This is a genomic window from Paenirhodobacter huangdaonensis, from assembly GCF_004022465.1.
Classification (GTDB): Bacteria; Pseudomonadota; Alphaproteobacteria; order Rhodobacterales; family Rhodobacteraceae; genus Rhodobacter; species Rhodobacter huangdaonensis.
Window position 1 is genome coordinate 1 of record NZ_SAVA01000023.1, and the last position, 14,167, is coordinate 14,167.

General features: G+C 69.3%; 13 protein-coding genes. 7 read left to right on the forward strand and 6 right to left on the reverse strand.

Annotated features, from left to right (window positions below):
• A partial coding sequence (eutB, locus tag EOW66_RS20050; RefSeq protein ID WP_164881213.1) for an ethanolamine ammonia-lyase subunit EutB occupies positions 1–746 on the reverse strand: 746 nt, incomplete at its 3' end.
• 256 nt (positions 747–1,002) lie between these two features.
• Between eutB and EOW66_RS20055 the strand changes: the two genes are divergently transcribed.
• A complete protein-coding gene (locus EOW66_RS20055) occupies positions 1,003–2,220 on the forward strand; it encodes a GTP-binding protein (protein WP_128158060.1) in 1,218 nt (405 codons plus the stop codon).
• A gap of 121 nt (positions 2,221–2,341) precedes the next feature.
• Entirely contained in the window at positions 2,342–2,728 is a 387-nt protein-coding gene (locus tag EOW66_RS20060; protein ID WP_128158070.1) for a response regulator, read from the forward strand.
• A 2-nt stretch (positions 2,729–2,730) separates the two neighbouring features.
• On the opposite strand, the gene cls is transcribed toward EOW66_RS20060, so the two are convergent.
• From cls to EOW66_RS20075, 3 genes are read right to left on the reverse strand one after another with little or no spacing between them, the layout of a single operon-like run.
• Positions 2,731–4,161 carry a cardiolipin synthase gene (gene cls / locus EOW66_RS20065; RefSeq protein WP_128158061.1) on the reverse strand — a complete coding sequence of 477 codons (1,431 nt, stop codon included), beginning with the start codon at positions 4,159–4,161 and terminating at the stop codon, positions 2,731–2,733.
• Positions 4,162–4,186: 25 nt separating this feature from the next.
• A complete protein-coding gene (locus EOW66_RS20070; RefSeq protein WP_164881214.1) occupies positions 4,187–4,522 on the reverse strand; it encodes a chaperone modulator CbpM in 336 nt (111 codons plus the stop codon).
• 2 nt (positions 4,523–4,524) lie between these two features.
• Complete coding sequence (locus tag EOW66_RS20075) at positions 4,525–5,478, reverse strand: DnaJ C-terminal domain-containing protein (protein ID WP_128158063.1); 954 nt, start codon at positions 5,476–5,478, stop codon at positions 4,525–4,527.
• 174 nt (positions 5,479–5,652) lie between these two features.
• Here EOW66_RS20075 and EOW66_RS20080 point away from each other — a divergent pair, with 174 nt between their 5' ends.
• The gene (locus tag EOW66_RS20080) at positions 5,653–6,852 is read left to right on the forward strand and encodes a hypothetical protein (RefSeq protein ID WP_128158064.1); all 1,200 of its coding nucleotides are present in this window, start codon (positions 5,653–5,655) and stop codon (positions 6,850–6,852) included.
• A gap of 19 nt (positions 6,853–6,871) precedes the next feature.
• Here EOW66_RS20080 and EOW66_RS20085 read toward each other — a convergent pair whose 3' ends face one another.
• Together EOW66_RS20085 and EOW66_RS20090 are read right to left on the reverse strand one after the other, a co-directional pair.
• A complete protein-coding gene (locus EOW66_RS20085) occupies positions 6,872–7,432 on the reverse strand; it encodes an NADPH-dependent FMN reductase (protein ID WP_239017658.1) in 561 nt (186 codons plus the stop codon).
• A gap of 31 nt (positions 7,433–7,463) precedes the next feature.
• Positions 7,464–8,891, reverse strand: a complete 1,428-nt coding sequence (locus EOW66_RS20090) for an MATE family efflux transporter (RefSeq protein WP_128158066.1) — start codon at positions 8,889–8,891, stop codon at positions 7,464–7,466.
• Between the two features lie 254 nt (positions 8,892–9,145).
• Here EOW66_RS20090 and EOW66_RS20095 point away from each other — a divergent pair, with 254 nt between their 5' ends.
• From EOW66_RS20095 to EOW66_RS20110, 4 genes are all read left to right on the forward strand, one after another.
• Positions 9,146–10,234 carry an HlyD family secretion protein gene (locus EOW66_RS20095; protein WP_128158067.1) on the forward strand — a complete coding sequence of 363 codons (1,089 nt, stop codon included), beginning with the start codon at positions 9,146–9,148 and terminating at the stop codon, positions 10,232–10,234.
• Entirely contained in the window at positions 10,231–11,775 is a 1,545-nt protein-coding gene (locus EOW66_RS20100) for a DHA2 family efflux MFS transporter permease subunit (RefSeq protein WP_128158068.1), read from the forward strand. Before EOW66_RS20095 ends, EOW66_RS20100 begins: the two co-directional genes overlap by 4 nt.
• An 8-nt stretch (positions 11,776–11,783) precedes the next feature.
• Entirely contained in the window at positions 11,784–13,262 is a 1,479-nt protein-coding gene (locus EOW66_RS20105) for an efflux transporter outer membrane subunit (RefSeq protein ID WP_128158069.1), read from the forward strand.
• Positions 13,263–13,409: 147 nt separating this feature from the next.
• The coding region (locus tag EOW66_RS20110; protein ID WP_206363719.1) for a cytochrome ubiquinol oxidase subunit I at positions 13,410–14,167 on the forward strand (758 nt) is incomplete at its 3' end.

Sequence of the window (14,167 nt, forward strand, 5' to 3'; positions counted from 1 at the left end):
GCGACCGACTGGAAGATCAGATCGACCGGCGCGCCCGCCTCGAGCAGCCGCACCGAATTCGTGACATGGGTCAGCACGCAGCTCTGGGTCGGGATCTCGAGGCTTTGCCGCAGCGCGTCGAGCGCCACCAGCAGGTCACGGCAATTGCCGAGGTTGTCGGAGGCCGGGTTGATGCCGATCACCGCATCGCCCGCGCCGTGCAGCAGCCCGTCGAGGATCGACACCGCAATCCCCTGCGGGTCGTCGGCCGGGTGGTTCGGCTGCAGCCGGGTCGAGAGCGTGCCGCGCGTGCCCAGCGTGTTGCGAAACGCCGTCACCACCTCGCATTTGCGCGCGACGCGGATCAGGTCCTGATTGCGCATCAGCTTCGAGACCGCCGCGACCATCTCCGGGGTGAAGCCCGGCGCGGCGGCGCGCAGGGTCCCGGCGGTCGCCGCGGGCGACAGCAGCCAGTCGCGCAGCGCCCCCACCGTCATCGAGCGGAACGGCGCGAAGGCCGCCGCATCATGCGTGTCGAGGATCAGCCGCGTGACCTCGTCGCTCTCGTAGGGCACCAGCGCCTCGGTCAGGAAGGTCGCGAGCGGCAGATCCATCAGCACCCGCCGCGCTGCCACCCGCTCGAGTGCACTGCCCGCCGCAATCCCCGCCAGCGCATCCCCAGACCGCTCCGGCGTCGCCGCAGCCATCACCGCCGCAAGGGTGTCGAAGCGAAACCGTTCGCCGCGTGCAGCTGCCTGATATCCCATCAAAACCTCGTGCCGTTCGGGGACGCGCCGCGGCGCGCCCGTTTCCGTCCTCTCTAGGGGGCTCGCCCGCGGATGGCGAGGGCCGCGCGGGCAAGGCCACCCCATGCCCCCGAGAATGCCGTGTGTTTCATCACCTTGCAAAGGGGCGCGCAGCGGATACGCAACGCGGGAATGCGCCGCGCCCCTCAAGGGCAGGATTGCGTCTTCGGCCGGCTCGCGATAGATACGTTATATCATAACATTCATGAGGCTCCGCATGACCCGCCCCTCCGACGACACCCGCCTTCCCGTCACCGTGCTTTCGGGCTTTCTCGGTGCCGGCAAGACCACGCTGCTGAACCACGTTCTGAACAACCGCGAGGGCCGGCGCGTCGCGGTCATCGTCAACGACATGTCCGAGGTGAACATCGACGCCGATCTGGTGCGCGACGGCGCCAGCCTCGACCGCGCCGAGGAGAAGCTGGTCGAAATGACGAACGGCTGCATCTGCTGCACCCTGCGCGACGACCTGCTGCAAGGCGTGCGCCAGCTCGCCGAGGAAGGCCGTTTCGACTATCTGCTGATCGAGGGCACCGGCATCGCCGAGCCGCTGCCCGTCGCCGCCACCTTCGACTTCCGCGACGAGGCGGGCGAAAGCCTGTCCGACATCGCCCGGCTCGACACCATGGTGACGGTGGTCGATGCGATCAACCTGACGCGCGACTTTTCCAGCGCCGATTTCATCGCCGACCGCGGCGAAAGCCTGGGCGAGGGCGACACGCGCACGCTGGTCGACCTGCTCACCGAGCAGATCGAATTCGCCGATGTGGTGGTGCTGAACAAGGTCAGCGATGCCGGCCCCGCCCGGCTCGATGCGGCGCGCAAGATCATCCGCGCGCTGAACCCCGACGCGAAGCTGATCGAGACCGATTTCAGCATCGTCGCGCCCGACGAGATCCTGAACACCGGGCGCTTCGACTTCGATACCGCCTCCGAGCATCCGCTTTGGGCGAAAGAGCTTTACGGCTTTGCCGAGCATGTGCCGGAGACCGAGGAATACGGCATTTCCTCTTTCGTCTACCGCGCCCGCCTGCCCTTCGACCCGAGCCGCATCCATGCGGTGCTGACCGGCGACCTGCCCGGGGTGATCCGGGCGAAGGGGCATTTCTGGGTCGCGACGCGGCCGGACTGGGCGGCGGAGTTCTCGCTTGCCGGTGCCGCCGCGACGGTGCGCCCGCTCGGCCTGTGGTGGGCCTCGCTGCCGCCCGAGCGCCGCCCCGCCCATCCCGAGGCCCGCGCCGAGATCGCGCGGAACTGGGTCGAGCCCTGGGGCGACCGGCGTCAGGAACTGGTGTTCATCGGCGCCGGTCTCGACCGGGCGGCGATCACCGCGGCGCTCGATGCGGCGCTGCTGCCGACCGAGTTCTTCCTGCCCGAAGCCTGGGCCCACCTTGCCGATCCCTTCCCCGCCTGGGATCATCGCCGCGCCGGCTGAGCCGCGCCGGTTCCGCGGCGGCGGCGATTGCCTTCCGCTGCGGAACCGGCTTAACATGGCTGTCGGTTTTCAGGCGCGCGCCGCACCGGGTGCGATCGAACGGGATTGGAGAGGCTGGGGCATGGCGGATCTGCACGAGATCATGCATATCGAGGACGACGCCGACATCCGGCAGATTGCGCGAATGTCGCTCGAACTCGTCGGCGGTTTCTCGGTGAACCAGTTCGAGGGCGGCCAGCCCGCGCTGGATGCGGCCCCCTCGCTCAAGCCCGATCTGATCCTTCTTGACGTGATGATGCCCGACATGGACGGCGAGGAAACCTTCCACCGCCTGCGCGAGATCCCGGGGTACGCCGCGGTGCCGATCATCTTCGTCACCGCCAAGGCCTCGCGCGCCGATTTCGACCGGCTGCGCGAGATCGGCGCGGCCGAGGTGATCCTGAAGCCCTTCGACCCGATGTCGCTGCCCGACCAGATCCGCGAGATCTGGACCCGCGTCATCGCCTGAGCTCACAGGATCGGCGCGAAAAGCCGCGCGATCGGGGCGGCAAGGCGCAGCGCGGGCCGCGCCTGCGCCAGCGGTCCCTGCCACAGCGGCGCCGCCTCGAAGTCGCGCTCCAGCATCCGCGCCACCCGCCCGGCCGTCTCGGGGTCGAAGATCACCGCGCTTGCCTCGAAGTTCAGCCGGCACGACCGGCTGTCGAGGTTGTGGCTGCCGATCGCGGCAATGTCGTCGTCGATCAGCACCACCTTCTGGTGCATGAAGCCCGCGTCGTAGCGATGCACCCGCACGCCCGAGCCGCGCATTTCCTCGAGGAAGGCAAAGCCCGCCAGCCAGACCAGCCAATGGTCGCGCCGCCCGGCCATCAGCACCCGCACGTCGACGCCGCGCAGCGCCGCAAGCCGCAGCGCCTGGCGCAGCCCGGTGTCGGGGGTGAAATAGGGGGTGGCGATCCACAGCCGTTTCCGCGCCGAGGTGATCGCCTGGGCGAAATAGAGCGTGCCGGTCTCCTGCGGGTCGGAGGGCCCCGAGGCCAGAACCAGCGCCTGCGCCCCCTCGGGAACGTTCCGCGCCGCCCAGTCGAGCGCCGGCAGCTCGCCCGTCGCCCAGTGCCAGTCCTCGGCGAAATGGAGCTGCAGCTGCGCCACCGCGCCGCCCTCGATCCGCACCATGGTGTCGCGCCAGGGCCCGAGCCGCGGGTTGCGGCCGACATATTCGTCGCCGATGTTGTAGCCGCCGGTGAAGGCGACCTCGCCGTCGATCACCGCGATCTTGCGGTGGTTGCGGAAGTTCACCCGCAGCGGCGCCAGCGCGCGCGGCGGATGGCGGGCGTGGAAGTTGGTGATCTCGACCCCGGCCTCGCGCATCCGCGCGATGTAGCTGCGGTGCAGCCCATAGCTGCCGAAGGGATCGTAGAGCACGCAGACCCGCACCCCCTCGCGCGCCTTGGCGATCAGCGCCTCCTGCAGCGCCCGGCCGAGCCCGTCGTCGCGCAGGATGTAGGTCTCGATCAGCACATAGCGCCGCGCCGCACGGATCGCGGCGAAGAGGGTCTCGAACACCTCGGCGCCATCGGTGAGCAGCGCCACCCGGTTGCCCGAGGCGGCCGTGCGGCCGGCGATCGCCTCGAAGCCGGCGCGGATGGCCTGCGTCTCGGGCGACAGCATGGGCGGCGGCGGCGCGGCCTGCGGCGCCTCGGCCACCCGGGCGGCAAGCTCGGACAGCTGGCGGGCGCGGATCATCGCCGGATAGCGGAAATCGCCGAAGATCAGATAGGCCGGCACCCCCACATAGGGCAGCGCCAGCAGGAACACCGTCCAGCCGACCGCGCCCTGCGGCGTGCGGGCAAAGCGCATCGCGCGGAACGCCAGCAGGACCGCCGAGCCGTGCAGGGCCAACAGCCCCGCGGTGACGAGAAAGGCGAGGGCCTCGCCGTTCATCCGCCCGCCCTGCGCGGCGCGCGGCTCATGCCGTGGCGTCGTCGTGCAGCGCCTGAAGCCGGGCAATCACCGCGTCGCAGACCGCGGGCCCCTCGGCACCGAGCGCGGCGTCCAGCGCCCGGATGCGCCGGCGCAACGCGCTGACCTCGTCGATGAGACCAAGGATCAGCGGCACCGCCTCGTCGTTGACCTCCATGTCCTCGGTCAGCTCGACGATCAGCCGCAGCCGCGCAAGGTCGGTCTCGTCATAGGCGGGGCCGGCCTCGGACAGGCGCGGCCGCACCCAGGCCCGGGTGACGCACAGGGTCAGGCGTTCGGCGCTGAGCCGCCCGATCCGGTCCAGGATTTCGGCTTCGGTCATCATCAGCGATCCCCTTTCCATCCGGCGCGCGGGTCATAATGGTGCTTCGCCCGCCAGGCCTTCACCGCCTCGGCCAGCGCCGCGTCCTCCTGCTCGGGCAGCACGATCTTCAGCGTGATGCGCAGATCGCCCGGCGTGCCATGGCCGCGCTGCACGCCCTTGCCGCGCAGCCGCATCACCCGGCCCGAACTCGAGTTCGCCGGCACCTTCAGCTTGACGCGCCCGCCCGGCACCGGCACCTCGACCGGACCGCCAAGCACCGCCTCGTCGATCGAGATCGGCAGATCCATCAGCACGTCATCGCCGTCGCGGCTGAACACCGGATCGGGCGCAACCGAGATCCGCACCAGCGCATCGCCCGCCGGCCCGCCATTCACGCCCGGCCCGCCGCGGCCGGCAAGGCGCAGGCTCTGGCCGTCCTCGATCCCTGCCGGGATCGTCAGCTCGACCCGGCCGACCTCGGGCAGGGTCACCGTCTTCTTCGCGCCGGTGATCGCATCAAGGAAGTCGACCTCGAGGTGGAAATGCAGATCCTGCCCCCGCATCTTCATCTGCTCGAACCCTCCGCCGGCACCACCGAAGCCCCGCCCCGCGCCGCCCTGCGCGCGGAAGGCGCGCGAGAAGATGTCGCCGAGATCGTCGAAGCCGCCCTCGTATTCATAGCGCTGCGACGGGTCGTTTTCCGCATAGGAACGGTAATATTGCCGCTGCGGCTTTTCCTGCCCGCTGGCGTCGATCTCGCCCGCGTCATAGCGACGCTTCTTCTCCGGGTCGCGCAGCAGGTCATGGGCCGCCGACACCTCCTTGAAGCGCTCGGCCTTCTTCGGGTCGCCGCCGGTCAGGTCGGGGTGCAGCTCCTTCGCGAGCTTGCGATAGGCTTTCTTGATCTCGGCTTCCGTGGCCGTCTTCGCCACGCCGAGCACTTCATAGGGGTCTCTGACGCTTGTCTCTGCCATGGGGGTTCGTCCAATTCCTGCGCCGCAACAGGCGGTTGTGCCCAATATAGGCATCGTCCCCCCGCCCCTGCAACGTGCACGCGAAGATCGGCGCCGGAATTCCCGCGCGACATTTCGGCCTTGATGCGCCCGGGACAAGACGGCACGGAGGAGGAGGCAGACCCCGGAGGCCCCGTGACCGACATCGCCATCCTTCTTGTGACATTGCTTGCAGGCGCCATCGTGCTCTGGCCGAAGCTGGCGCACCGGCCGCGCTGGCGCGCGATGATCACCCCGCTCGCCTCGATCATCGGCTCGGGCTTTCTCGTGCTCGGGCCGGTGCTCGACGCCTCTTTCGGCGGCTATGCGCCGCTGGTGATGGCGGGGCTGTGCGCGATGGCCTGGGCCTTCGGCGCGGCGATCCGCTTCAACATGGCCGAGGACGACCCGGACCTCGGCACCGACCCGCTGCCGCTGCCGCATCTGGAAACCGCAGCCTCCTGGGCGCTTGCCTTCTCCTACATCATCTCGGTCGCCTATTACCTGAACCTGTTCGGCGCCTTCGCCGTCAGCCTGACGCCCTTCGACAGCCGGTTCTGGGCCGACACGGTGACGACGGCAATGTTCCTCGTCATTCTCGGCATCGGCTGGTCGGGCGGGTTTCGCGTGCTCGAGCGGGTCGAATATCTCTCGGTGACGGTCAAGCTCGCGATCATCGCCGGGCTGCTGACCGGGCTTGGCGGCTATTTCTGGTCACGGGCCACGACCGGCGCGCTGGTCTTCATCGCGCCCGAGCGCACCGGCTGGAATGCGCTGACACTGGCCTTCGGGCTGATCATCACCGTGCAGGGTTTCGAGACCTCGCGCTATCTCGGCGCGAGCTACGACACCCGCACCCGGATCGCCTCGATGAAGCTCGCGCAGGCGCTGTCGAGCGCGATCTACATGGTCTATGTCGTGCTGCTCGCCTATGTCTTCGCCCGCTCCGAGCTGAAACTGACCGAGACCGCGATCATCGACATGATGCGGGTGGTCTCGCCGATCCTGCCGGGGATGCTGGTGGCGGCGGCGCTGGCGGCGCAATTCTCGGCGGCGATCGCCGACACCTCGGGCGCGGGCGGGCTGTTTGCCGAGGTCACGCGCCGGCGCCTGAGCCCGCGCAAGGCCTATGCGCTGCTTGCCGCCTGCGGCATCGCCCTGACCTGGAGCGCGAATGTCTTCGAGATCATCAATTACGCCTCGCGCGCCTTTGCCGGCTATTACGCGCTGCAGGCGCTGATCGCGGCGGCGAAGGCCCATGCCCGGCACCGCTTCGGCCCGCGCACGCTTGGCTTTGCCGCCCTCGCCCTGCTCGGCGCGGCGATCGTGGTCTTTGGCCAGGCGGCGGGGGGATAACCCCGCCGCCCGCGCCCGTTCAGCGCAGCGGCTGCAGCGCCGCGGCCCATTTCGCCAGCTCGGCGACCATCGCGTCAGCGCTGTCGAGATGCGGCTTCTCGGCCTCGAAGACGCCGTCCTTGAGATGGCCGAAGACCATCGGGATCACCACCTGCTCGGGCACCGGCATCACCTTCAGCGTGGTCAGCATCGTCTTTGCCGTCTGCACCGAGCGCAGCCCGCCCGAAATCCCGCCATAGCTGACGAAGCCCGCGGGTTTGTAGCCCCATTCGGAATAGAGGTAGTCGACCGCGTTCACGAAGGCCGGCGGCGCGGTGAAATTGTACTCCGGGATCACGAAGACGAAGGCGTCCGAGCCCTCGACGATCGCGCTCCAGCGCTTCGTGTGCTCCTGGGTGTATTTCTTCATCCGCGGATGGTTCGGCTCGTCGAGAAGCGGCAGGTTGACCTCGGCGAGGTCGGTCAGCACCACCTCGTCGAAGCCGCCCTTGTTCGCCGCCGCATGAGCGAAGAACCAGTCCGCCACCGGCTTGCCGTTGCGGCCCGGGCGGGTCGAGCAGATCACCACGTTCAGTTTCATCGACATCTCCTGACAGTTGGGGAGGGAAAAATCAGTCGCGGCCGGGCGGGGCAGGGTCCGCCCCGGCCCGGGCCAGCTCTTCGGCGGTGCCGTCAAAGGTCATCACCGGGGCGCCGCGCCAGCCGCCGTGCAGATAAAGCAGGCTCGCCATCAGCAGCGTCGACAGCATCGAAGCCGGGAAGGACAGCCACAGCGCATCGGCGCCAAGCCAGCCCGACAGACCGAAGGCAAAGCCGAGCCGCACCGGATACATCGAGATGAACAGGATGATCAGCGGCCAGACCACCTGCCCGTTCGCCCGCACCGTGCCGAACAGCACCATGGTGAAGCCGAAGGCGATGAAGCCCCAGGTGGCGATGCGGCCGATGTGCTGGCCGATCGGGATGGCCGGGCTGCCGGCGCCGAGGAAGATCTCCATCGCCTGCCGGTCGGCCGCCATCAGCACCGCGACCAGCGTGCCGGTGAGCAGGAAGTTGAACACGAGGCCCGAGCGGGTGATCCGCGCCACCCGGTCCCAGCGGCCGGCGCCGATGTTCTGCGCCGCCATCGCGCTCACCGCCGCGCCAAGCGCCATCGCCGGCATCTGCACATAGGTCCACAGCTGCTGCGTCGCGCCGAAAGCCGCGGTGGTATCGACGCCATGCGCGTTCACCAGGCTCAGCATGGTCAGCATCGAGGAGGAGACGACGATCATCTGCACGCCGATCGGCAGGCCCTTTTCCAGCAGCAGCTTCAGCACCTCGAGATCCGGGCGCAACAGCCGCAGCTCGGCCCCGCGCAGCCGGAGCGGCAGATCGCGGGCGTAGATATAGGTCAGCATGCCGGCAAGGCTGATGACATTCGCCAACGCCGTGGCAAAGGCCGAGCCGCCGATCCCCATCGCCGGAATGGGGCCGAGACCGAGGATGAAGACCGGGTTCAGCCCGATGTCGAGCACCACCGCAAGCGCCATGAAAATGAGCGGCGTCAGCGAGTCGCCCGAACCGCGCAGCGCCATCATCAGCATCGTCTGCATCAGGATCGCCGGCATCGCGACGAAGATCACCCGCAGGAAATCGAGCGCCAGCGGCGCCGTCTCGGCCGGGGTGCCCAGCAGCGCCAGCAGCTCGGGCGCAAAGATCCAGCCCAGCACTGCCACCGCGATCGCCACCGGCACGAAGGTGCCAAGCGCCGTGCCCACCACCTCGCGCGCGGCCTCGATGTCGCCGCGCCCGATCGACTGGCCGATCAGGATCGTCGCCGCCATGCCGAAGCCGAAGACGAAGGAGGTGAGCAGGAACATCACCAGATTGCCGTTCGTCGTGGCGGCAAGCGCATTCTCGCCCAGCAGCCGGCCGATCCACACCGCGTCGATCGAGCCATTCGCAGATTGCAGCACCGAGGAGCCGAGGGTGGGCAGGGCAAAGAGCAGAAGCGCCGCGTTGATCGGGCCGGTCGTCAGGGAATTGCGGGGGGGCATCCGGCACCTTTCACGAAAACAGACCCCGCAAGTGTAGGGCGACTGCCCCTGTTGTCACCCATGCGGGCGGCCCGGGCAAGCGCGCCGTCTTGCCCCCCCCGCGCCGGCGGTGGTTTCGGCGCCTTGCGACTCCACGTCACCGCCGCCGCCGCGGCTGCGGGCCGATCAAACCGTGGCGAGCAAACGGTGTGCGTGCTACTCAGGGGTGTATTCCCGGCCGCGCGCCGGGGGCGAAGGGATGGATTGACCCGGGAATGACCTTGCAAGACAGCACCGACAGCGGCACCGCCCCCGCCACCGAAGACTGGCGCAAGTACCGCGGCAAGCTGACGTTTCTGGCGCTCGTCGCACTCGCCGCCACGGCCTGGTGGGGATATGGCTACTGGACCGAGGGCCGTTTCATCGAAGAGACGAACGACGCCTATCTGCAGGCCGACACGGTGGCGATCGCGCCGAAACTTGGCGGCTATGTGGCCGAAGTGCTGGTCGCGCACAATGCCCGTGTCGCGAAGGGCGCCGCCCTCGTGCGCATCGACGACGCCGATTACCGGGTCCAGCTTGCGCAGGCCGAGGCGCTGGTCGCCGCCGCCGGGGCCGATCTGAACCGCGCCGAGGCCGAGGCGGCGCGCGCCGCCGCCGCCATCGCCCAGGCAAAGGCAGGCAAGGCCGCGGCCGAGGTCGATGCGGGCTTTGCCGAAAGCCAGATCGCCCGTTACACCCCGCTTGCGGCGACCGGCGCCGCCACCGCCGAACAGATGTCGCAGCTGACGAATGCGCGCGCGAAAGCCGCGGCGCAATTGCAGCTGGCGGTGGCGCAGGTCACCGCCGCCGAGGCCGCCGCCCGCACCGCCGCCGCCGCCATCGGCCAGGCAAAGGCCGCCATCGCCCAGGCCGAGGCCGCGCGCGAGAAGGCCCGGCTCGATCTGAAGAATACCGTCGTGCGCGCGCCCTTCGCGGGCATCGTCGGCGACCGCACGGTGACGCCCGGCGCGCTTGTGGGCGCCGGCATGCAGCTGATGATGCTGATCCCCGAAGACCTCTACCTTGTCGCCAATTTCAAGGAGACGCAGGTCGGCGCGATGCGCCCGGGCCAAAGTGTCGAGATCGACGTCGACGCGCTGCCGGGCCATCCGCTCAGCGGCAAGATCGAAAGCCTCTCGCCCGGCACCGGCGCGCAATTCGCGCTGCTGCCGGCGCAGAACGCCACCGGCAATTTCACCAAGATCGTGCAGCGCGTGCCGGTGCGGATCGCGATCACCCCCGATCCGGCGGTGCAGGACCGGCTGCTTGCCGGCCTGTCGGTGACGGCGAAGGTCGACACCCGCGGCGGGGCCACCGAATGAGCCAGACCACGAGCCCGACCGCAGCGCCCCCGGCCCGGGCCGATGCGCAGGCCTGGCTCTCGGTTGCAGCGGGCACCATCGGCGCGCTGATGGCCACCCTCGACATCTCGATCACCAATGCCGCGCTGCCGGTCATTCAGGGCGAGATCGGCGCCAGCCCGACCGAGGCAACCTGGGTCTCGACCGCCTATCTGGTGGCCGAGATCGTGATGATCCCGCTGACCGGCTGGTTCAGCCGGATCTTCGGCATCCGCGATTTCCTGCTGCTCTCGACCGTGCTGTTCACCGCCTTCTCGGTGATGTGCGGGATGTCGTCGTCACTGACGATGATGATCGTCGGGCGCATCGGGCAGGGCTTTTTCGGCGGCGCGATGATCCCGACCGCGCTCACCATCGTCTCGACCCGGCTGCCGCCCGCGCAACAGCCGATCGGCATTGCGCTCTTCGGCATGACGGCGGTGCTGGGCCCGGTGGTCGGGCCGCTGCTCGGCGGCTGGCTGACCGAGCATGTGAGCTGGCATTACGCCTTCTTCCTGAACATCCCGGTCGGCATCGGCCTTGTCGGGCTGCTGTTCTTCGGCCTGCACAAGGAGCGGCTCAATCCCGCCGCCTTCTGGCGCGCCGACTGGCTCGGCATCTTCGGCCTGTCGCTGGCGCTTGGCGCGCTGACCGTGGTGCTCGAGGAAGGCCAGCGCGACATGTGGTTCGACTCGGCCCTGATCCGCGGGCTGAGCGCGGCGACGGTGCTCGGCCTGATTGCCCTGATGATCGGGCAGAAACGCGCGGCCGAACCGGTGATCGACCTCAGCATCCTGAAGGGGCGCGCCTTCTTCGGCGTCTTCGTGCTCAGCCTCAGCCTCGGCGCCGGGCTTTACGGCGTGCTTTACCTGATCCCGCAGTTTCTGGCCGCGGTGCCCGGCTACAACGCCCAGCAATCGGGGGGGATCGTGCTGATCTCGGGCGTGCCGACGATGATGATCATGCCGTTCTTCCCCTGGCTGGTGCGCCATCTCGACCTGCGCCTTGCCGTCGCCGGGGGGATGGCGCTTTTTGCCTGGGGCTGCTGGGTCGACATCACGCTGACCGCGCAATCCTCGGGCGATGATTTCACCCTGTCGCAGGTGTTGCGCGGCTTCGGTCAGGGCTTTGCGCTTTTGTTCCTCAATCAGGCCGCGGCCAGTTCCGTGCCGCCCGAAAAGGCCGAGGACGCCTCGGGCCTGTTCAACGCCGCGCGCAACCTCGGCGGTTCGGTCGGACTGTCGATGATCGCCACCCTGCAAGACCGCCGCGGCTCGTTCCATGCCGAGCGTCTGGCCGAGGCCCTGCCCGCCGGCTCGCCGCAATTGCAGGGCCTTCTGCACGACGGCGGCGCGGCGCCGATGGTGAAACTTCTGCTCGCCGCCCGCGTCATCACCGAACAGGCGCTGGTGATGACCTTCAACGACCTCTTCTATGTCTTCGCCCTGCTGCTTTTCGTCTGCATTCCGCTTGCCGTGCTGCTGCGGCCGCTGCCGAAGGGCGCCGGCCTCGCGATCCATTAGGTGCCCAGATGCGTTCCCTGCCGCTGCTCCTCTGCCTCGCCGCCTGCGCCCCCTTGGGCCCCGATTATCAGGGCCCGCCGGTCGTCGCGACCCTCGCCGCGCGGTTCCAGCACGGGCAGGCGGCGACGGTGCCGGCCAATCCGCCGGCCGAGTGGTGGACCGGCTTCAATGACGCCGAGCTGACCCGGCTGATCGCCCGCGCCCGCGCCGACAGCCCGGCGCTCGACGTCGCCCGCGCCCGGCTTGCGCAGTCGCGCGCGGCCTATGCCGGGGCGGTGGCGAACCTGAACCCGGCGGGCGCGGTGCTGGGCGGCGCGCTCGACACCCGGATCGGCACCGGCGCGGCGGGGGGCAGCGTGCTGGTGCCGGGTCTGCCGCTGACCCTGCCCTCGGATGTGCAGAACGACGTCTATGCCACCGGCTTCGATGCCAGCTGGGAGACGGATCTTCTGGGCGGCAAGCGCCGCGCCGCCGAACGCGGCCGGGCCCAGGCCGAGGCCGCCGAGGCCGCCTTCGCCGATGCGCAGGTGCAGCTCGCCGCCGAGGTCGGGCGCGCCTATGTCGCGCTGCGCGGCGCGCAGGACGCGCTCGCCATCACCCGCCGCTCGGTCGCGCTGAAACAGCGCGGGCTGACGCTGAGCGAAGGGGCCGCGACGCAGGGCGTGACGAATGCGCTCGACATCGCCCGGCTGCGCGCCGATGCTGCCGCGACCGAGGCGCAGATGCCTCTGATCGAGGCGCAGGTCGACGCGCTGAGCGCGCAGCTCGCGGTGCTGACCGGCACCACGCCCGCCGCGCTCGCCCCCGAGCTCGCCCGCCCGCGCGCCGTGCCGCGCCCGCCGCGCAAGGTGGCGATCGGCAACCCCGCCGAGATGCTGCGCCGCCGCCCCGACATCCGCGAGGCCGAGCGCCGCCTTGCCGCCTCGAGCGCCGCGATCGGCGAGACCGCCGCCAGCTTCTTTCCGAAGATCACCTTCATGGGCCTCGTCTCGACCGCCGGCGGCACGCCGGCCGCGGTGCTGCGCTCGGACGGGCTCGGCCTTGCGGTCGGCCCGGTGCTGCAATGGAACGCGCTCGATTTCGGCCGCAAGGATGCGGCGCTGGCGCAGGCGGCGGGGGTCCGCGACGAGGCGCTCGCGGGTTATCGCCAGACGGTGCTCGCCGCGCTCGCCGATGCCGAAGGGTCGCTCTCGGCCTATGAGAAGCGCCGCCGCTCGGTCGCCCGGCTTGCCGAGGCGAGTGCCGAGGCGGCAAGGGCCACCGAGCTTGCCGCGCAGATGGCGGGCGCCGGCACGCTCTCGGTGATCGACCAGCTCGACATCCAGCGCGCCCAGCTGCAGATCGACCTTGCCCTCAGTCAGGGCCGGACCGAGCTTGCCACCGCCTATATCGGCCTGAACAAGAGCCTCGGCCTCGGCTGGGCCCCCGCCCCGCCGCCGCGGCCCGTGGCCGAGGGGGCGCAGGCGGCGATGGCAAAGGCACCCTGAGCGCCGCACGGCCCCTCTTCCCGGCCCCTTGGACAATTTGCCCACCTGCGGCAAGGCGCAGGGGCGCAAGTCGCGCCGTTTTGACCATGATGCCCGCAGCAGCCGCCTCCCCCGGGGAGGACGGCGCATCAGGTTGGAGAAAGACGGATGGACCTTGATATTGTGGAGCTGTCGCGACTGCAGTTTGCGATGACGGCTCTGTATCACTTCCTCTTCGTGCCGCTGACGCTGGGATTGTCGATCCTGGTTGCGATCATGGAGACGGTCTATGTGATGACCGGGCGGCCGATCTGGCGGCAGATGACGAAGTTCTGGGCGACGCTGTTCGGCATCAACTTCGTGCTCGGCGTGGCGACCGGGATCACCATGGAATTCCAGTTCGGGATGAACTGGAGCTATTACAGCCATTATGTCGGCGACATCTTCGGCGCGCCGCTCGCGATCGAGGGGCTGATGGCCTTCTTCATGGAGGCGACCTTCGTCGGGCTGATGTTCTTCGGCTGGGACAAGCTCTCGCGCGTCGGCCATCTGACCGTCACCTGGCTCGTCGCGATCGGCTCGAACTTCTCGGCGCTGTGGATCCTGATCGCCAATGGCTGGATGCAGAACCCGGTGGGCGCCGCGTTCAACCCGATGACCATGCGCATGGAGATGACCTCCTTCTTCGAGGTGCTGTTCAACGAGGTGGCGCAGGCGAAATTCGTCCATACCGTCTCGGCGGGCTATGTCACCGCCTCGATCTTCGTGCTGGGCGTCTCGGCCTGGTACATGCTGAAGGGGCGGCATCTGGAGCTTGCCCGCCGCTCGATCGCGGTGGCGGCGGCCTTCGGCCTTGCCTCCTCCTTCTCGGTCGTCATCCTCGGCGACGAATCGGGTTACAACGCCTCGCTGAACCAGAAGATGAA